Below are 19,597 nucleotides of genomic sequence, written 5' to 3'. Positions count from 1 at the left end.
TATTGTGGCATTTATTTATTTAGATAATGCTGCCACCACACCGATGGCTACACCTGTAGTCGATGTAATCAGTGAACAGATGGCTAATAATTTTGGTAATGCATCTGCTACCAATTATTTTGGTCGTCAAGCTCGAAAAGTTTTGGATGAAAGCCGGCATACGATTGCTCAAAGTCTCAACGCTAAAGACTCAGAAATTGTCTTTACTAGTGGTGGAACTGAGAGTGACAATACCGCTGTAATTCAAACAGCATTATCTAGACAAAAATTAGGTAAACATATCATAACGACTGCGATTGAGCATGAAGCGATTCTTAAACCGTTAGCTTATCTAGAAACTTTGGGTTTTGAAGTAACTTATTTAAAACCTAATGAACGCGGTGAAGTGACTGCTCAACAAGTCAAAGATGCTTTACGTGACGATACTATTTTGGTAACGATTATGTATGGCAACAATGAGGTTGGTTCGATGAACCCAATTAAAGAGATTGGTGAAGTCTTAAAGGATCATCAAGCATATTTCCACACTGATGCTGTTCAAGCATTTGGAATGGAAGATATTGATGTCAAAGACCAACACATTGATATGTTATCGACTTCGGCTCATAAGATTAATGGACCGAAATTCATCGGCTTTTTGTATATCAACGATGATATTCATATTCCATCTTTTATTAAAGGTGGCGATCAAGAAACTAAACGTCGTGCAGGAACGGAAAACGTGCCTGCCATCGCTGGTTTTGCGAAAGCCGTTGAGTTGATTACTCCGGAAGAAAAGCAAGCTCGACAAGATCGTTATTTTGGATTTAAACAAACGATTCAAAAGATCTTGACAGAGAATAAAATTGATTTTGACATCAATGGACCAAAGGATAAACATGCTTTGAATCACGTGATGAATTTGTATTTGCCAGGAGTTGATCGTGGCGTCTTATTGACGAGATTAGATCTTGACGAAGTGGCAATTTCTGGTGGTTCTGCATGTACAGCTGGAAGTTTGGAACCATCACACGTCTTAGTGGCTATGTATGGTGAAGACAGCCCTAGAATCAATGATTCAGTCAGAATCAGTTTTGGTAAAGACAATACTGAAAAAGAAGTAGTTGAATTTACCAACAAACTAGTTAAAATCGTGCAAGACTTGACTAATTAGGCAATTTTATTCAAACTTATAATTAAGAAAACTATGATTATGAGGGATGATTATTATGGATAAACGCCAAGCTCAAGTACAAGGGGATCAAGAAGTTTACGAACTTAACCCCGAAGTAAAGAAATATTCACTATTGGATTCTGGTTTCATGGAAACAAATAAAGGTAGCTTTCGTCTGGAACACCCAATCAATGGGTCATCTCCATACGAAGCTAGATACTATTTGCGTGCCGTTGTTAGCAAGAATCTAGACAGTTTGAAATTGTCGATCACTGATAAGAGTGGTATGCACAATATCAATATGTTCAAAATTAAAGATGTAGAAAAGGAAATCAGTGACTATCGTTATTTGATGAACTTTTTGAAAGAAAAAAACGTATTAGTTAAATAAAATGAGGTTTTCAAATGGATAATAAGAAGAAGCGTGTTGTAGTAGGTATGAGTGGTGGCGTTGACTCGTCAGTTAGTGCACTTCTTTTGAAACAACAAGGCTATGAGGTTATTGGAGTTTTCATGAAGAACTGGGATGACTCTGATGATTCTGGTGTATGTACTGCTACTGAGGATTATGAGGATGTTGCTAAGGTTGCTAACAAGATTGGTATTCCTTATTACTCAGTTAATTTTGAGAAGGAATATTGGGATCGCGTATTCGAGTATTTCTTAGCAGAATATCGTAAGGGTAGAACACCAAACCCTGATGTTATGTGTAACAAAGAAGTTAAGTTCAAGGCTTTCTTAGATTATGCTAACAAATTAAACGCTGATTACATCGCTATGGGTCACTATGCACAATCATTCCGTGATGACAACGGTGTGGTTCACTTGCTTCGTGGCGGCGATGCTAATAAGGATCAAACTTATTTCTTAAGTACTGTTCAACAAGATCAATTACAAAAGGCATTATTCCCAATCGGTGGTATGCAAAAGTCAGAGGTTCGTCGTATTGCTGAAGAGGCTGGACTAGCCACTGCTAAGAAGAAGGACTCAACTGGTGTATGTTTCATCGGTGAGAGAAACTTCCGTAAGTTCTTGAGCGAGTTCTTGCCTGCACAACCTGGTAAGATGATGACACCAGACGGTGAGATCAAGGGTGATCACGCTGGTTTGATGTACTACACAATCGGTCAAAGACAAGGTCTAGGTATCGGTGGAAATGGTAAGTCAAACGAGCCTTGGTTCGTAGTTGGTAAGGACATGAGTAAGAACATTCTTTATGTCGACCAAGGATATGATAATCCAAGACTTTATGCTGATCATTTGGATGCATCTGACTTGTCATTTATTACAGGTTTAGATTATGGCGATACTTTCCATGCCACAGCTAAGTTCAGATATCGTCAACAAGATACTGGCGTTACAGTTCATGTTTTAGGCGATGGCAAGGTCAATGTTGAGTTTGATAATCCAGTTCGTGCAATTACACCAGGACAAGAAGTTGTCTTCTATGATGGCGAGGAGTGTCTAGGTGGCGCAACTATCGATTGTGCTTATATGGCAGAAAAGAAGTTACAATATATCTAAAAAAGATAACAGTAATCAAAATTGGCTAAATTAGGTCAATTTTGATTACTGTTTTTTATATTTTCAGTAAAAAACACTCCAACTTGAAAAAATCTTCCAAAAAACCGATAATTAAAGGTAATTAACTTTGTAAGGTGAGAATAAAATGGAATTATATTTTGTCAGACACGGAAAGACCGAATGGAATTTAGAAGGAAAATATCAAGGTGGACATGGTGATTCACCACTTTTGCCAGAAAGTTTGCATGATATTAGTTTATTGGCAAAAAGATTGCAAGATATAAATATTGATCATATCTACTCCAGTCCTTTACCACGTGCCAAAACAACAGCTGAAACTTTGATCAAAGATTTGGATCGTCAAATACCTTTTGATGTCGTTGATGGTCTTAGAGAATTTGATTTAGGGATTATGGAAGGTCGCAAATTTTCTGAATTAGAAAATGAAATGCCAGAAGTAATTTATGCGTTTAGACATCAACCCAAAGATTATGATTATGATTTGATCAAAGGAGAATCTTTTGAACAAGTTGCTAAGAGAACTACTGCGGCAGTTAAAGAAATAGTTGCTCAAAATTCTCCTGATAGCAATCTTGTGATAGTTAGTCATGGGGCTGCTTTAGTGACTTTGATCCAATCCTTATTAGGAACTAAGATTTGTGATATCCGCAAAAATGGTGGTCTTTCCAACACTAGTCTGACTCATTTACAATACCAAGATGGCCAATTTAAATTAATCAAGTGGAATGAAACTAGTTACCTGGACAAACAATTAGACAGTTCAGATACTATTTGAGGTAACCAATGAACAAACAAGCAGAAAAATTATTTAATCAAGGCGATAAGGAAGCCGCTGTTAAATTATTAGTAGCGGATTTGAAACAGAATCCAAAACAATTGCCTGAGATTTTACAGTTATCAACTTATTTAGTCCAAGCTGGTGATTTAGAACAAGCCGAGGAATTATTAGCTCGTTCATTAGAGCTTTTTAAAGACAATCAGGATTTACTTTATAATTTGGGCAATGTTTATTATTTAGCTGATAAATATGATAAAGCTAACGATATCTTTCAAAAATTGGTCAATAATGACTATGATTTTGAAGCATATTTCATGATGGCTAAAACTTTGGATGAACAAGGTAAACGTCAATTAGCAATTATGTATGCTTTGACAGCAGTTGAAAAGGCACCTAAGGATTTACGTTCAAACGAATTATTAGCCGATTTATTGCTAGCTAACGGTAATTTTCAAGAAGCCTTAACGTTTTATCAAGCAGCTAATAAAATCCAACCAGAGGCCAAATTTTACTTCAATATGGCTTTGTGTGCGATGAATCTAAAAAAAGAATATCAATCATATTTAAATCAAGCTAAAAAATTGGACGAAAAGTATTATTTGAAAAACGAAAAGAAATTGGCTGATATACAAGAATTCATAAAAAAGCAAGGAGACAGCAATGACGGACAGTAATGAAACACCATACTTCTTAGGCACTGTCAAAGCTATCTTTTTTGAAAATCCAGAAAATCTTTATAAGATTTTTACAATTAAAATAAAAAAAACCAATACCGATTGGGATGCCAAGGATATTGTTGTGACTGGTAGCTTTGGTGAAATATCAGAAGAAGAAGAGTATCGCTTTGAAGGCCGAATCGTTGATCATCCCAAATATGGCAAGCAATTTCAAGCTACTTCGTACCAAAGAAGTCGTCCCAATGGTCGCAAAGAGCTAATAAGTTTCTTTTCTAGTGAGGAATTCCCTGGTATTGGTAAAAAGAAAGCTGAAAGAATTGTCGATGAATTAGGTAACGATGCTATTGATAAAATCCTTAAAGATCCACATGCACTGGATTTCTTAAAATTAGGTACTGAAAAAACTCAACAAATTATTGAACAAATCTCTAGCAATCATCAGACGGAACAAGCTTTGTATCAACTAAACAATTATGGCTTTGGGCCTACTTTGAGTGCACGTATCTATCAAAAGTATGGAGTTCAAACATTAGAGAAAATACAAGATGATCCTTATCAGTTGGTTTTAGATGTCAAAGGCGTTGGGTTCAAGCGAGCTGATGAATTGGCTAGAAGATTAGGAATTACTGGCGATGATCCACGACGGATCAAGGGTGCTTTGATTCAAATGACAAGCTCAATGATCAATGAAACTGGCGATACTTATGTTGATGGTCAAGATTTGATTAGAAGAGTTATGGGAGTTTTGAGAAATAATTCCACTGAAGACTTATCGCAAAAGTTAGTAGCTGGTTTACGAGATTTAGTCAAAAATGGAGTTTTACTAGTTGAAGATGGCAATGTTTATCAAAAAGATTTAGCAGACTCTGAATGGTCGATTGCACAATCTTTGAAGATGATCACTGATACCTTCAAAGGTGTCTCATGGACTGAACATGCCATGAAAAAAGAACTTAAAAAAATAGAAAAGCGTTTCAAAGTTAAATATGATGATTCGCAAGAAAAGGCTATCCGTCAATCATTAACTCATCCAATCTTTCTACTGACTGGTGGTCCCGGAACTGGTAAAACAACGATCATCAATGCAATCGTAGCGGCGTACGCTGAATTAAATGACATGCCGCTTGATCCGGCTGCAGATGATTATGCGATTGCTCTTGCTGCTCCAACTGGAAGAGCTGCCAAACATATGGGTGAAGCAACAGGTCTGCCAGCTATGACGATTCATCGTTTGCTAGGTCTAACAGGGACTGAAGATGATGAATATGCTGAACCAAGTCTTGATTGCAAATTATTGATAATCGATGAGATGTCAATGGTCGATACAAAATTGTTCAAGGTTTTGATAACTGCTGTTCAACCAGGAACGCAGATTGTCTTAGTAGGTGACCGTGATCAGTTGCCATCAGTTGGACCAGGACAAATTTTTGCAGATTTGATCAATAGTGATGCTTTCCCAACCACTATCTTAAAAAATATTCATCGTCAAGACGAAGATTCAACGATTATTCAGTTGGCTCACGATATAAATGAAGGAATTATCGTTGATGGTATTTTTCAAAACAGGGCAGATCGAAGCTTCATCAATTGTGATAGCCGAAATGTTCCTAATGTTTTGTCACAAATTATCGCAAAATCGAGTGAGCGTGGTTTTGATATTGCAGATGTACAAGTTCTAGCTCCAATGTATCGTGGCCAAGCTGGGATCGACAATTTGAATTATGTGATTCAAAACGTTGTTAATCCAATGAAACCGAAGAGAAAAGAAGTTTCGATGGGTAATGTTAAATATCGCATCAATGATAAGGTCGTCTATTTGGTCAATACGCCTGAAGACAATGTTTTTAATGGTGAAATTGGAAAGATTGTCGGGATAATTTTGGCTAAAGAGAATACCGACCACGTTGATCAATTAGTAATTGATTTTGATGGCAATGAAGTGACTTTAGACCGTAAAGATTGGACTAATATTTCACTTGCTTATTGTACGTCGATTCATAAATCTCAAGGTTCAGAATTTGAAATGGTAATTTTGCCATTAGTTAATGAAGAATCCAGAATGTTACGGCGTAATTTATTGTATACAGCTGTAACGCGTGCTAAGCGATTATTGATCATGGTGGGTGACAGATCAGCTTTTGAACGATCAATCAAAGATCAATCGAGTGAACGTCAGACCACATTGAAACAAAGAATTTTTACGACATTTAAGATTAAAGAGCCAGAAACGCCATCAGAAGAAACACAAGAACAAACACCAATCGATTATCGTTTGACTTTAGACATGATAATGAACAATGCTATTGATCCGATGATTGGAATGGAACATATAACTCCTCAAGATTTTTTGGAGAAAAAATAACCTCGTTAGAGTGCAATGAAACAATGCATTCTAGCGAGGTTTTTGTGTAAAGACTATTTAACTGGTAGCCAAAAAGGATGTTGACTGATTTCGAAATTGAAATTGAATTCATGCTGGTTCAATTCTTCGCCATCCATTTGACCGTATTGATCAGTTTGGTTGTGAAGAGAAAAATGACTATCTTCAATATGCCAAACATTTTTATCCTGTAGATGAGAACCATTAGTCAACAATTTGCTGAATAATTTGACGAATGTCATCCCAGTGATTTTTTTGACGACGACTAAATTCAAATGATGGTTGAAAGGAGTAGCAGTTGGGTCAATCGCAAAACCACCACCAAAATAAGGATGGTTCGTGGCAACTACAATGTATGCTGAATCAAAATGTTTATTTTTATTTTCATAATCAACATCTAATCCAAAGGCTGGTTGCTTTTTGATGACTTTTAACAAATTAGTGAAATAAGAAAGGGTTCCCAAATGTAATTTGTTAAGAAAATCTTTTCGTTCGGAATGATTTGTGTAATAAACTGTACGAGCATCGAAACCAATACCAATATTGTTAATAAAATAATGGGAAAAGTTATTATTATAGGCTTTACCAACATCAATTATTTGAGGTTGCTTCATTGAAAGAATTGCCTGTAATAAAATTACTGGATCCTTAATTTTTAGTTTGATGCCACGGCAAAAATCATTACCAGAGCCACCAGGAATATATCCCAAGGCAGTATTAGGATAATTAGATTCTTTGATGCCATTGACTGCTTGGTTCAACGTTCCATCGCCACCGATAACGATAATTTTACTATCGCTTGGGTGATTGGCTAATTGTTTAGCAATTCTTACACCATCGCCATCTTTTAAAGTTTTATGAATTTCATAAGCAATTTTATTTTTTTCTAGAAAATTTATTACCTTACGGCAGGCGGAAATTGCTAGTCCATTGCCAGCATGATGATTTAAAATTATTTCGACTTTTGTAGTTTTACTCATTTGAATACCCTTAAATAAAAAAAGTAGATCAAATGATCTACTTTAGATTGAAGTTCCAATTAACATTGGCAAGATAACCGGATTTCTAGCTGTACGTTTGTACAAGAATTCTTGTAATCCTTCAATGATAATACGTTTTAATGTTGCTTCAGTAACTTTTTCATCTTCATCGTCAAAAGCATTTTTAATCAGATGGAAGACACGTTTTTGTGCTTGGTTGATCAATTCACCTGATTCACGCATATAAACAAATCCACGTGAAAGAATATCAGGACCAGCTAAAACAATATGCTTTTGGTAATCGATAGTAGCAACAACGACGACCATTCCTTCTTCAGAAAGGACTTGACGGTCGTGAATAACTACATTTCCAATATCGCCGACACCTTTACCATCGACATAAACATCGCCAGCAGGGAAGTGTCCAGCTACACGAGCAGTATCTTTAGTCAAAGCTAGAACATCACCATTTTCCAAAAGGAAAGAGTGATCTTGTGGTACGTCACACAATTCAGCTAATTCAGTGTGAATCTTCAACATTCTGTATTCACCGTGAATTGGCATGAAGAATTTAGGCTTCATCAAACGAAGCATCAATTCTTGTTCTTCTTGGCCACCGTGACCAGAAGCGTGGATGTTGTTGACTTTACCGTGAATAACTTCAGCGCCAGCTTCTGAAAGTTGGTTGATCAAATGGTTGACACTGATTGTGTTACCAGGAATTGGGTTACTTGAGAAAATAACGGTATCACCTGGTTGAATTGTGATTTGTCTGTGAGTACCATTGGCAATTCTACTTAAAGCAGCTAATGGTTCACCTTGTGATCCAGTACATAGAATCAAAGTTTCAGATGCTGGAGTTTGATTCAAAGCATGTGGATCAATCAACATATTGTCAGGGATATTCAAGTATCCTAGTTCACGACCATTTTCAATCGCTTGTTCCATGCTTCGTCCGAAGACCGCAATCTTTCTACCTTGTTGCATTGCTGCATCAACCGCTTGCGAAATACGATAGATGTTAGAAGCGAAGGTAGCAAAGATGATTCGTCCTTGAATTGTTTCAAAGATTTGGTGAATCGTTAAACCAACTGAACGTTCTGATTTAGAAAAGGTAGGTATTTCAGCGTTAGTACTATCAGATAGTAAACACAAAACACCTTTAGCACCTAGTGCAGCCATCTTTTGTAAGTTAGGTGATGGCAATCCAGCAACTGGTGTTAAATCGAACTTGAAATCACCAGTTTCAACGATAATTCCCTGAGGGGTATGAACAGCGATACCTAAGGTATCAGGAATTGAGTGAGTCGTTCTAAAGAATGAGACACTAGTCTTTGGGAATTTAATAACATCGTCTTCGTGCAAGACGTGCATTTCGGTCGTTCTTAATAGACCATGTTCTTCCAATTTACCTTTAATTAATGCACAAGCTAATGGACCGGCATAAACAGGGATGTTAGGAAGTTGTTGAAGGAGATAAGGGATACCACCAATATGATCTTCGTGACCGTGAGTGATAAATAGACCCTTGATCTTGTCCTTATTTTCTACTAAGTAGCTGTAATCAGAAATGACATAATCAATTCCGAGGAGTTCATCTTCTGGAAACTTAATTCCAGCATCAATTATAATCAATTCATCTTGATATTGAACTCCATACATATTTTTACCGATTTCACCAAGGCCCCCGATGGCAAAGACGGCAACTTCATTATTTTTAACTTTAAAGGACATTAACTAAAACTCCGTTAATTTAAAGTCAGGGCTCTTTTTCTCATATTCGAGATGTTTTTCATCGAGCTCCTGAATAAATTCGATGTCATAGTCAGTATTGTCCTCTACTGCTTGACGTACTTCGATACTTGAAGCAGCGTCCATATAGAGTGAATGTGTAAATTCACGACGGGGGTTATCTAGTTCACTTGTTTGATACAAAACTTTATAAATCAATATATAATTCTCCTTTAATCAAATTGAATGAAACAAGTCAGTCTCATTCGGTAATTCTTTTCCAGTCCATTTGCGCACTATTCAATAGATAGCACAATTCTACCATAATAATTTATCTAAGTATACTGAACTACTATTACGAAATGACTACAGTACTTGGATCTAATTCAAATGGAGCAGTCTTACTGATCTTGTCGTAATACAGGTGACCGTTTAAATGATCAATTTCGTGTTGGCAAACAATAGCAGGATAATCTCTGACACGAAGTGTTTGTGAATTGCCATCGAAATCATCATATTTAATAGTGATACGATCAGCACGAGGAACAAATCCAGGAACGTCTTTATCAACTGATAAGCAACCTTCGCCTTCAGATAGAGCAGCTCTTTGCACGGAATTTCTGACGATAACAGGGTTGATCAAAGTCATTTTGAGAAGTGGCTTGTCAGGATCTTCATCATTAGGAACTAAAACAGAAGCCATCATCTTTGAAACGCCAACTTGAGGTGCAGCCAGACCAACGCCAGCTCTTAATTGATGTTTTTCAGCATATTCTTCATCTTGACTCTTAACGAGATATTCCATCATGTTGTCCGCTAAAGCTTTATCTTCATCACTTAGTGGAAATTGAACCTTTTCTGCAACTTTTCTTAAAACGGGATCGCCATCACGGACGATATCTTTCATAAAATACATAGTTTCCTCCAAATGTTAAATTGTACAAAATTACCTTAGTATATCTATTATAGATTATTTTTCTTAAAAAATAGAAGTAAATGAAAATTTTTTTGAAAAAGCAAGTAAGAAAGCGCAATCATTTTAAAAGGTTTTTATTGGGTCATATCTTTGTTATATCAAACATCATAATGATAAAATGGTAAATGTACATGTTACCGATTTCATATTGGTGCATAAATAAAAAAGATGGCTGGAGGTTTTGTTAATGAAGCTAATTGATTTTGGCGTCAGGGAAGATGAAAAGAAATATATTCAAGAATGGTCAAAGACCAACAATATTGAAGTAAAAATCGTGACTGATTTGTTAACGCCAGAAACAGTCAAAATGGCTCAAGGATATGATGGAATAGTTGCTTATCAACAGTTGCCATACGATGAAAAAATTTTTGATACGATGAATGAATTTGGGATTCATGTTTTATCGTTGCGCAATGTTGGTGTAGATAATGTTCCATTTGAGGCTTTAAAGAAAAATAATATTCGTTTGACCAATGTTCCAAGCTATTCACCAGAAGCAATTGCTGAATATTCAGTTGCTGGTTTGATGGCATTATTACGTAATTTTAAACATATGATCAGAAAAGTGGATCAACATGATTTCAGATGGGCACCAGATATTGGTCGAGAATTGAATCAGTTAACGGTCGGTGTAGCAGGTACCGGTAGAATTGGTCGAGCCGCAATAAAAATTTATCAAGGATTTGGCGCAAAAGTCATTGCATATGACAAATTTCACAATCCAGAAATTGAAAAACAAGGATTGTACGTCGATGATTTAGATACGCTTTTAAAAGAATCTGATGTTGTAACCCTACATATTCCTAGTCTTGGCAAGGGACATACCGTGATAAATAAGGATACGATTGCTGAGATGAAAGATAATGCGATTGTAGTCAATTCGGCACGTGGAGATTTGATCAATACCCAAGATCTCTATGATGCAGTAGCAAATGGAAAGCTATATGGCGCGGTTTTGGATGTTTATGAGAAAGAAGTCGGTGTATTTAATACTGATTTGAGTGATCAAGAATTTAGCGACAAATTATTAGAACAAGTAATTAAGAGTAATCGTATTATTTTAACGCCACATATCGCCTTTTATACAACTAAGGCCGTAAAGAATATGGCAACTGTTTCTCTCAATTCAATGGTCAGCGAATTAGAGAATGGAAGCTCTGAAAATGAAATAAATTTGGATAAATAGTTACAATTTTCACAAACCTATGAAAAATATTTTTGAATTTTTTTTGTGCCAAGAACGTTGAAACTACTTGTTTTTTAGCAGATCAATGTTAGACTAAAATTATATGAAAGCCCTTACAAATATTCACAAGGGATGAGTTTTTTATGAAAGGACTGTGGAGAATGGCAAATAAACCAATTGTTGATTTTGAAGCAATAAAAAATAATTTATCAAATGTTTCGAAACCCATTCAAGTATTGAACGAAAATGCTGAAATTACGGATCAAGAGGTTTTTGATAGTTTTTCAGATGAGGATTTAGTTGAATTCATGAAAAAAATGGTCTGGGAACGTGCTCTACATGAACAGACAATGAACTTTTCACGTCAAGGACGCATGGGCTTCTATGCTCCAACTGAAGGTGAGGAAGCTTCTGAGATGGGAACTGTTCTCGCAATGAAGAAACAAGATTATCTTCTACCTGCTTATCGTGATGTACCTCAATTGATTCAACATGGAGCTACTGTAACGGAAGCTTATCTTTGGTCAAGAGGACATGTTTTAGGTAATAAATTTAAAGCTCGCTCAATGATGCCACAAATTATCATCGGTGCTGCTTATGTTGAAGCTGCTGGTGTTGGACTTGGTATCAAGAAGAATAAAGAAGAAGACACAATTGCCTTCACATATACTGGTGATGGTGGTACTTCACAAGGTGATAGTTATGAAGGAATGAACTTTGCTGGTGCTTATCAAGCTCCCGTTTTGTTCATTGTTCAAAATAATGGTTTTGCCATTTCAACACCTCGTGCTAAACAAACTGCCGCACCTACATTGGCTCAAAAGGCTGTTGCTGCTGGTATTCCTAGTGTTCAAGTTGATGGGATGGATATCTTAGCTTGTTATGCAGTTGCTAAGGCAGCTCGTGACTACATGGTTGCTGGCAACGGTCCTGTTTTGATTGAAACCTTAACTTATCGTTTCGGTGCTCACTCAAGTGCGGGTGATGATCCTAAACGTTACAGAACTAAGGATCAAGAACAACCTTGGTTTGAAAAAGATCCATTGATTCGTCTCAGAAAAGTTCTTACAGATAAGGGACTTTGGTCAGAAGATGAAGAAGATAAATTAGTTGATGAATATAAAGCATCATTTAAGGATGCAATCAAGGAAGCAGATAATGTTCCTGCCGATAAAGTTTCCGATATGTTGAAACGTACTTTTGAAATTCCAACTCCAGAAATGAAACAAGAAATTGATAAATTTGAAGCAAAGGAGTCGAAGTAAAAATGGCTAAGAAAACTTATATTCAAGCAGTTACGGATGCCTTAGACATTGTTCTGGAAGACGATCCAAAAACATTGATCTTCGGTGAAGATGTTGGTAAAAATGGTGGTGTTTTCAGAACTACTCAAGGACTTCAAGAAAAATATGGTGAAGATAGAGTCTTCGATACTCCACTTGCTGAATCAGGAATCATGGGATTGGCAACAGGACTTGGTTTAACTGGTTGGCGTCCAATTCCCGAAATTCAATTTATGGGATTCTCTTTTGAAGCCGTCGACCAAATTGCTGGTCAATTAGCTAGAATGCGTTTTAGATTCGATGGTTTGAAGAATGCCCCTGTTACAATTCGTACACCATATGGTGGTGGTACACATACAGCTGAAATGCATGCTGATAATCTAGAAAACTTCTTTACTGGTGTTCCCGGACTTCGTGTTGTAATGCCAAGTAATCCTTATGATGCTAAAGGTTTGTTGATTTCATCAGTTGAAAATAATGATCCAGTACTATTTATGGAAAACTTGAAGCTATATCGTTCAATGAAGGATGATATTCCGGATGGTAAATACACAGTTCCTTTGGATAAAGCTAATGTTATTCGCGAAGGAAATGATATTACCATTGTCGCTTATGGTGCTGAAGTTAATGAAGCCCTTAAAGTTGCTGATAGTTTAGCTGAAAAGAATATTTCAGTTGAAGTTATCGATCTTAGAACCGTGTCACCAATCGATACGGAAACAATTTTCAAGTCAATTGAAAAAACTCACAAAGTTGTAATCGTTCAAGAAGCTCAAAAAATGGCCGGAGTTGGCGCACAAGTTGCATCAGCCATTGCTGAAGGCGCTATTCTTTCTCTCGATGCACCAGTTGGTAGAGTTGCAGCACCAAACAGTGTTTATCCATTTGCATTAGGTGAAGACATTTGGATCCCACGTGCCAAAGAAATTGAAGAAAAAGTAAATGAGATTCTCAACTACTAATTAATCGAAGGAAGGGAAAACAACTATGGCTTACAAATTTAAATTACCAGAACTTGGCGAAGGGATGGCCGAAGGTGAAATTGCTAGCTGGCTAGTTAAAGAAGGAGACACCGTAAAAGAAGATGACTCCTTGGTAGAAATTCAAAATGATAAATCAGTTGAAGAACTACCATCTCCAGTTGCCGGAACTGTCAAACAAATTGTAGCTAAAGAAGGAGAGACAGTTGAAGTCGGCGATACTTTGATTGTTATCGATGATGGTTCACCAGACGATGGCGACGATGAAACTGAAAAGAAGACTGAGACTAAGGAAGAAACTAAACCAGCTGCAGCTAAAGAAGAAGCCGGACCTGCAACAGGATCAGCCAACGCTAAATATTTGGCAATGCCATCAGTTCGTCAATATGCACGAGACGAAGGTGTTGATTTGAGCCAAGTAACTCCTAGTGGTAAGCATGGTCAAATTACTAAAGCAGACGTTGATGCCTTTAAGAGTGGCAATCCACAAGCAGCTGCCCAAACTTCAGCAACTGCTCCAAGTACAGCTGCAGCCCCAAGTGCACCAGCTCAACCAATTACTCCTTACAAGTCAGCAACTCCTGAATTAGAGACTCGTGAAAAGATGTCTATGACTAGAAAAGCTATTGCTAAGGCAATGCTCAATAGTAAACACACAGCTCCTCACGTAACTAGTTTTGATGACGTTGAAGTAAGCGCTTTGATGGCTAACCGTAAGAAGTACAAGGCAATTGCTGCTGATAAAGGTATCCATTTGACATTCTTGCCATACATTGCCAAAGCTTTGGTAGCTGTTTTGAAGGCGTACCCTGAATTGAATGCTTCAATCGATGATTCAACAGAAGAAATCGTCTACAAACACTATTACAATATCGGAATTGCCACAAATACTGAACATGGACTTTACGTTCCAAATGTTAAGAACGTTGATTCTAAGGGCATGTTTGAAATTGCCAAAGAAATCACTGAAAACTCACAAGCTGCTTATGACAACAAGTTGAGTATGGACCAGATGTCTGGTGGTTCAATCACTATCAGTAATGTTGGTTCAATCGGTGGTGGCTGGTTCACTCCAGTTATCAATTATCCTGAAGTAGCAATCCTTGGTGTTGGTAAGATTGCTAATGAACCTTATGTAGATGAAGATGGCAACATTCAAGTAGGTAAGATGTTGAAGCTATCACTAAGTTATGATCACAGATTGATCGATGGTGCCTTAGCTCAAAATGCTTTGAACTTATTGAAGAAATTGTTGCACGATCCAGACATGTTATTGATGGAGGGCTAATTTAAAATGGCAGAAAATGTAATAGAAAAAGATACCGTTATTATTGGATCAGGCCCTGGTGGTTATGTTGCAGCAATCAGAGCTTCAGAATTAGGACAAGATGTAACAGTTATTGAAAAATCAGATACCGTTGGTGGTGTTTGTTTGAATGTTGGTTGTGTACCTTCAAAGGCTTTGATCACGGCCGGTCACAGACTACAACAAGCTAAAGATTCATCGACTTACGGTATTACAACTAGCGATGCCACAATCGACTTTACTAAGACACAAGCTTGGAAAGATGAAAAAGTTGTTGCTCGGATGACTAATGGTGTTCAAATGCTACTCAAAAAGCATCACGTTGAGTTGATCAATGGTGAAGCATATTTGGATAGCGATACACAATTACGTGTAATGCCAAGTGGTCCTAGACAATTCATGGACAACGGTGGCGGTCAAACTATCAAGTTCAAGAATTTGATTTTAGCAACTGGTAGTCGTCCTATCGAAATCAGAGGATTCAAATTCGATGATCGAGTAATCGATTCAACTGGTGGTTTGAACTTGAAGGAAGTTCCTAAGGAATTCATCATCATCGGTGGTGGTTATGTCGGAACAGAGCTTGCCGGTGCCTATGCTGACCTTGGCGCTCATGTAACAATTCTTGAAGGTTCTCCAAATATCATTCCTAACTTCGAAAAAGACATGGTTTCTATCGTTAAGAAGAACCTCGAGAAAAAGGGCGTTACGATCATTACTAACGCTATGGCCAAAAAGAGTGAAAATAAAGGCGATCACGTTGATGTTACCTATGAAGTAGACGGTACTCCAACTACGATCAGTGCCGATTATTGTATGGTAACAGTCGGACGTCGTCCCAATACTGATAACTTTGGTCTTGAGATGACTAATGTAAAGACAACTGACAGAGGTCTAGTTGAAGTTGATGAACAAGGCAAGACTTCAGTTGATCATATTTATGCTATTGGTGATATCACTCCCGGACCAGCTCTAGCTCACAAAGCTTTCTTTGAAGCTAAGACTGCAGCAGGTGCTATTTCAGGCAAGAATACAGCTAATGATTATATTGGCGTTCCAGCTGTTTGTTTCACTGATCCAGAATTAGCAAGCGTTGGTTTGACAGAAAAGGATGCTAAAGATCAAGGTATCGATGTCAAAGTTGCTAAATTCCCATTTGCCGGTAATGCTCGTGCAGTCTCTTTGGATGCTGCCGAAGGATTCGTTAAGTTGATTGCTCAAAAAGATACTGGCACACTTCTTGGTGGGCAAATTGTTGGACCTGGTGCTAGTGATTTGATTTCTGAATTGAGTGTTGCAATTAATTGTCAACTAAATGCTGAAGATATTGCTCTCACAATTCATCCACATCCAACTCTAGGTGAACCAATTCAAGAAGCTGCCGATATTTTGATTGGTTATCCAACACATATTTAAATCAGTCTTGCGTTTAGAAACCAAAATAAGATGTTTTGTAAACTAAATAAAATGATTTGACTAAAAGCGATGCAATTGCACCGCTTTTTTTGTATAGTAGAATAAATGAAAGGGGTTATTTCAATGCAAGATAATTACAGCTATCCGCTTGATGAGACTTGGAGTCAAGAAGATATCGTGACAGTGATAGATTTATATAATGCCGTCGAAAAAGCCTATGAGTCTGGTATCAAGCGGGATGAATTTTTGCAAAAATACCGCTCATTCCAACAAGTAGTGCCAATGAAGATGGAACAAAAGCGCCTCGACAAAGAATTTGAAAGTGAGTCGGGCTATTCAATTTATCAAGTCTTCAAGCAGTGTCAAAAAGCTAAAAACAGTGAGAAAGTCAGGATTAGAAATGAACGTAGATAGTAAAAAAATCGACGCTTTTCTAGTAGAATTATTAACTAAAGTCGGCGCCAATTTACGAGAAGATTCTATTAAGAAAATGTCTGTTGGTACGAAAAAAAATCGTAATGATTTAGTAACTAATTTCGATAAAAAAACTGAACAATTTGTTAATTCAGAAATTAAAAAGGCTTATCCAGAGGCTACGATTGTTAGTGAAGAAGGCTATGGCGATTTGGTCAAAGATATGTCGGGTTTAGTTTTCTTTGTCGATCCTATCGATGGTACGATGAATTTTGTAAAGCGCGGTGACGATTTTGCCTCAATGATTGGCGTTTACATTGACGGTGAACCATTAATTGGTGCTATTATAGACGTTATGGATAATGAAATTTATCATGGTGGTAAGGAAATTGGATTATTTATCGATCAAACGCCGATTGATTCTCCAAAGAATTTACCTTTGATAGAAGGGTTAGTTGACATATCAGCTCCAATGGCTCTGGCTAATAAATTTGGCGTTCAAGAAGTTGTTAAGAAGAGCAGTGGACTAAGAGTTTACGGTAGTGCTGGAATTATTTTTGGACACCTTTTAACTGGAAAAGAAGTCATGTATATGTCATACTTAGCTCCTTGGGATTTAGCCGCTGGACGCGTTCTGTGTGAAGCAGCGGGGATGAGTGTCGTAAGTATTGACGATTCGCCAATAAATATGTTAGAATCACAAGTCGTAATAGTTGGTACTCAGAAGGTTGCTTCTGAAGCACTAAAGACACTTAAAGCGCGTTAGTGAACTGTGACAGTCATTCACAGTTTTTTTATTGCAAGTAATCTAAACACGTATTTATGGAAGGAAGAACTAATTTGACTAAGAGAAGAGAAGATATTAGAAACATTGCGATCATCGCTCACGTTGACCACGGTAAAACTACATTAGTTAACGAAATGCTAAAACAATCAGACACACTAGGAAAGCACTACGAAATCCAAGACCGTGCGCTTGATTCAAATGCTATTGAAAGAGAACGTGGTATCACAATCCTTTCAAAGAATACAGCTGTTGATTACAAGGGTAAGAAGATCAATATCTTGGATACACCAGGACACGCGGACTTCGGTGGTGAAGTTGAACGTATCATGAAGATGGTTGATGGTGTATTGCTAGTTGTTGATGCATATGAAGGTACAATGCCTCAAACACGTTTTGTTTTGAAGAAGGCTTTGGAACAACACTTAACACCAATCGTTGTTATTAACAAAATTGATAGACCAGGTGCTCGTCCTGCAGAAGTTGTTGACGAAGTACTTGAATTGTTTATTGAATTAGGTGCTGATGATTCACAACTTGATTTCCCTGTTATTTACGCTTCAGCTATCAATGGTACATCAAGTTATTCAGATGACCCTGCTAAGCAAGAACACACAATGGACCCATTGTTTGACACAATTTTGAAGACAATCCCTGCACCAATCGACAACTCAGATGAACCATTACAATTCCAAGTTGCCCTACTAGACTACAACGATTATGTTGGTCGTATCGGTATTGGACGTATCTTCCGTGGAAAGATCAAGGTTGGTGACAATGTTACTGTTATGAAACTTGATGGTTCTACAAAGAACTTCCGTGTAACTAAATTATTTGGTTTCATGGGCTTGAAGCGTGTTGAAATCAATGAAGCTAAAGCTGGAGACTTAATTGCTGTTTCTGGTATGGAAGATATTTTCGTTGGTGAAACTGTTACACCAGTTGACCACCAAGAAGCACTACCATTGCTACGTATTGATGAACCAACATTGAAGATGATGTTCTTACAAAACAATTCACCATTTGCTGGTCGTGAAGGTACAGAAGTTACTGCTAGAAAGATCGAAGACCGTTTGAGAAAACAATTGCACACTGATGTTTCATTGAAGGTTGAAGATACTGATCAAGCTGGTGCTTGGATGGTTTCAGGTCGTGGTGAACTTCACTTGTCAATCCTTGTTGAAGAAATGCGTCGTGAAGGTTTCGAATTGCAACTATCACGTCCAGAAGTTATTTACAAGACTATCGACAATCAAAAATGCGAACCTTTCGAAGAGGTTACAATTGATACTCCTGACGAATACGTTGGTTCAGTTATCGATTCAATGGCTCAAAGAAAAGGTGACATGGAAAACATGGAAAGTACAGGAAATGGTCAAACAAAACTTATTTTCTCTGCACCTTCACGTGGTTTGATTGGTTATGCTACTGAATTCTTATCAATGACTGGTGGTTATGGTATCTTTAACCATACATTCTCAGAATACAAGCCAGTTGTTAAGAACTGGAACCCAGGTAGAAGAACTGGTGCTTTGGTTTCAATCAACCAAGGTCAATCAACAACATACTCATTACAATCAGTTGAAGATCGTGGTACATTGTTCATCGGTGCTGGTGTTGATGTCTACGAAGGTATGATCGTTGGTGAAAGTAGCCGTGATCAAGATATCGCTGTTACTGTTACAAAGGGTAAGAACCTTACAAATACTCGTGCTGCTGGTAAAGACCACGCTGCTGCAATCAAGACACCTAAGGATATGTCACTTGAACAATCAATCGAATTCCTAAACGAAGACGAACTTTGTGAAGTTACACCTAAGAGTGTTAGATTACGTAAGAAGATCTTGAACACAAACGAACGTAAGAAGTTCGACAAACAAAAGAAAAACACTAAATAATTGATAATTTTGGGTCTAAGTCAAATCATGTTGGTAAGACCTTTTACTAAGAATCATGCCTTAATTGGTATGGTTCTTTTTCTTTACGCTCTTATAAGTTGAATACGCAT

18 protein-coding genes are annotated in these 19,597 nt (G+C 37.3%); 14 read left to right on the top strand and 4 right to left on the bottom strand.

The features are described 5' to 3' along the window. Positions 1-4: 4 nt before the first annotated feature. From FFM65_RS11670 to recD2, 6 genes are all read left to right on the top strand, one after another. Positions 5-1,153, top strand: a complete 1,149-nt coding sequence (locus FFM65_RS11670) for a cysteine desulfurase family protein (RefSeq protein ID WP_119318914.1) — start codon at positions 5-7, stop codon at positions 1,151-1,153. A gap of 55 nt (positions 1,154-1,208) precedes the next feature. Next, positions 1,209-1,544 carry a hypothetical protein gene (locus FFM65_RS11665; protein WP_010020099.1) on the top strand — a complete coding sequence of 112 codons (336 nt, stop codon included), beginning with the start codon at positions 1,209-1,211 and terminating at the stop codon, positions 1,542-1,544. A gap of 14 nt (positions 1,545-1,558) precedes the next feature. Continuing rightward, complete coding sequence (gene mnmA / locus FFM65_RS11660) at positions 1,559-2,677, top strand: tRNA 2-thiouridine(34) synthase MnmA (RefSeq protein WP_119318913.1); 1,119 nt, start codon at positions 1,559-1,561, stop codon at positions 2,675-2,677. Positions 2,678-2,822: 145 nt separating this feature from the next. Beyond that, complete coding sequence (locus tag FFM65_RS11655; protein ID WP_119318912.1) at positions 2,823-3,473, top strand: histidine phosphatase family protein; 651 nt, start codon at positions 2,823-2,825, stop codon at positions 3,471-3,473. 8 nt (positions 3,474-3,481) lie between these two features. Next, entirely contained in the window at positions 3,482-4,150 is a 669-nt protein-coding gene (locus tag FFM65_RS11650; RefSeq protein WP_119318911.1) for a tetratricopeptide repeat protein, read from the top strand. Further along, positions 4,137-6,515: an SF1B family DNA helicase RecD2 gene (recD2, locus tag FFM65_RS11645; RefSeq protein ID WP_119318910.1), complete on the top strand. Its 2,379-nt coding sequence runs from the start codon at positions 4,137-4,139 to the stop codon at positions 6,513-6,515. Before FFM65_RS11650 ends, recD2 begins: the two co-directional genes overlap by 14 nt. Before the next feature lie 53 nt (positions 6,516-6,568). Here recD2 and FFM65_RS11640 read toward each other — a convergent pair whose 3' ends face one another. The 4 genes from FFM65_RS11640 to def form a co-directional block, all read right to left on the bottom strand. Continuing rightward, entirely contained in the window at positions 6,569-7,513 is a 945-nt protein-coding gene (locus tag FFM65_RS11640; protein WP_119318909.1) for a diacylglycerol/lipid kinase family protein, read from the bottom strand. A gap of 42 nt (positions 7,514-7,555) precedes the next feature. Next, positions 7,556-9,247, bottom strand: a complete 1,692-nt coding sequence (gene rnjA / locus FFM65_RS11635) for a ribonuclease J1 (protein ID WP_119318908.1) — start codon at positions 9,245-9,247, stop codon at positions 7,556-7,558. Positions 9,248-9,250: 3 nt separating this feature from the next. Then, positions 9,251-9,463 carry a DNA-directed RNA polymerase subunit epsilon gene (locus FFM65_RS11630; RefSeq protein WP_010020092.1) on the bottom strand — a complete coding sequence of 71 codons (213 nt, stop codon included), beginning with the start codon at positions 9,461-9,463 and terminating at the stop codon, positions 9,251-9,253. A 136-nt stretch (positions 9,464-9,599) separates the two neighbouring features. Further along, a complete protein-coding gene (gene def, locus FFM65_RS11625) occupies positions 9,600-10,160 on the bottom strand; it encodes a peptide deformylase (protein ID WP_119318907.1) in 561 nt (186 codons plus the stop codon). Positions 10,161-10,407: 247 nt separating this feature from the next. Between def and FFM65_RS11620 the strand changes: the two genes are divergently transcribed. The 8 genes from FFM65_RS11620 (at position 10,408) to typA (ending at position 19,487) form a co-directional block, all read left to right on the top strand. Further along, positions 10,408-11,406, top strand: coding sequence for a D-2-hydroxyacid dehydrogenase (locus tag FFM65_RS11620; protein WP_119318906.1), 999 nt, complete (start codon positions 10,408-10,410; stop codon positions 11,404-11,406). A 161-nt stretch (positions 11,407-11,567) separates the two neighbouring features. Next, positions 11,568-12,671 carry a pyruvate dehydrogenase (acetyl-transferring) E1 component subunit alpha gene (gene pdhA, locus FFM65_RS11615; RefSeq protein WP_029606539.1) on the top strand — a complete coding sequence of 368 codons (1,104 nt, stop codon included), beginning with the start codon at positions 11,568-11,570 and terminating at the stop codon, positions 12,669-12,671. Between the two features lie 2 nt (positions 12,672-12,673). Beyond that, positions 12,674-13,651, top strand: coding sequence for an alpha-ketoacid dehydrogenase subunit beta (locus tag FFM65_RS11610; protein WP_057812001.1), 978 nt, complete (start codon positions 12,674-12,676; stop codon positions 13,649-13,651). Positions 13,652-13,676: 25 nt separating this feature from the next. Further along, positions 13,677-14,957: a 2-oxo acid dehydrogenase subunit E2 gene (locus FFM65_RS11605; protein WP_119318905.1), complete on the top strand. Its 1,281-nt coding sequence runs from the start codon at positions 13,677-13,679 to the stop codon at positions 14,955-14,957. A 6-nt stretch (positions 14,958-14,963) separates the two neighbouring features. Continuing rightward, positions 14,964-16,391, top strand: coding sequence for a dihydrolipoyl dehydrogenase (gene lpdA / locus FFM65_RS11600; RefSeq protein WP_119318904.1), 1,428 nt, complete (start codon positions 14,964-14,966; stop codon positions 16,389-16,391). 123 nt (positions 16,392-16,514) lie between these two features. After that, entirely contained in the window at positions 16,515-16,805 is a 291-nt protein-coding gene (locus FFM65_RS11595; protein WP_119318903.1) for a UPF0223 family protein, read from the top strand. Next, positions 16,792-17,571, top strand: a complete 780-nt coding sequence (locus tag FFM65_RS11590; protein ID WP_119318902.1) for an inositol monophosphatase family protein — start codon at positions 16,792-16,794, stop codon at positions 17,569-17,571. Before FFM65_RS11595 ends, FFM65_RS11590 begins: the two co-directional genes overlap by 14 nt. Positions 17,572-17,627: 56 nt before the next feature. Continuing rightward, a complete protein-coding gene (gene typA, locus FFM65_RS11585) occupies positions 17,628-19,487 on the top strand; it encodes a translational GTPase TypA (protein ID WP_119318901.1) in 1,860 nt (619 codons plus the stop codon). The last annotated feature ends 110 nt before the right edge of the window (positions 19,488-19,597 follow it).

This window comes from Companilactobacillus formosensis (assembly GCF_005405305.1).
In the GTDB taxonomy this organism is placed as follows: domain Bacteria; phylum Bacillota; class Bacilli; order Lactobacillales; family Lactobacillaceae; genus Companilactobacillus; species Companilactobacillus formosensis.
This window is presented reverse-complemented; position numbering and strand designations above follow the sequence as displayed.

Coding starts and splice junctions, on each gene's coding strand:
- FFM65_RS11665 (WP_010020099.1), top strand. CDS start 1,209: ATGGATAAACGCCAAGCTCAAGTACAAGGGGATCAAGAAGTTTACGAA.
- mnmA (WP_119318913.1), top strand. CDS start 1,559: ATGGATAATAAGAAGAAGCGTGTTGTAGTAGGTATGAGTGGTGGCGTT.
- FFM65_RS11655 (WP_119318912.1), top strand. CDS start 2,823: ATGGAATTATATTTTGTCAGACACGGAAAGACCGAATGGAATTTAGAA.
- FFM65_RS11650 (WP_119318911.1), top strand. CDS start 3,482: ATGAACAAACAAGCAGAAAAATTATTTAATCAAGGCGATAAGGAAGCC.
- recD2 (WP_119318910.1), top strand. CDS start 4,137: ATGACGGACAGTAATGAAACACCATACTTCTTAGGCACTGTCAAAGCT.
- FFM65_RS11640 (WP_119318909.1), bottom strand. CDS start 7,513: ATGAGTAAAACTACAAAAGTCGAAATAATTTTAAATCATCATGCTGGC.
- rnjA (WP_119318908.1), bottom strand. CDS start 9,247: ATGTCCTTTAAAGTTAAAAATAATGAAGTTGCCGTCTTTGCCATCGGG.
- def (WP_119318907.1), bottom strand. CDS start 10,160: ATGTATTTTATGAAAGATATCGTCCGTGATGGCGATCCCGTTTTAAGA.
- FFM65_RS11620 (WP_119318906.1), top strand. CDS start 10,408: ATGAAGCTAATTGATTTTGGCGTCAGGGAAGATGAAAAGAAATATATT.
- pdhA (WP_029606539.1), top strand. CDS start 11,568: ATGGCAAATAAACCAATTGTTGATTTTGAAGCAATAAAAAATAATTTA.
- FFM65_RS11610 (WP_057812001.1), top strand. CDS start 12,674: ATGGCTAAGAAAACTTATATTCAAGCAGTTACGGATGCCTTAGACATT.
- FFM65_RS11605 (WP_119318905.1), top strand. CDS start 13,677: ATGGCTTACAAATTTAAATTACCAGAACTTGGCGAAGGGATGGCCGAA.
- lpdA (WP_119318904.1), top strand. CDS start 14,964: ATGGCAGAAAATGTAATAGAAAAAGATACCGTTATTATTGGATCAGGC.
- FFM65_RS11595 (WP_119318903.1), top strand. CDS start 16,515: ATGCAAGATAATTACAGCTATCCGCTTGATGAGACTTGGAGTCAAGAA.
- FFM65_RS11590 (WP_119318902.1), top strand. CDS start 16,792: ATGAACGTAGATAGTAAAAAAATCGACGCTTTTCTAGTAGAATTATTA.
- typA (WP_119318901.1), top strand. CDS start 17,628: ATGGAAGGAAGAACTAATTTGACTAAGAGAAGAGAAGATATTAGAAAC.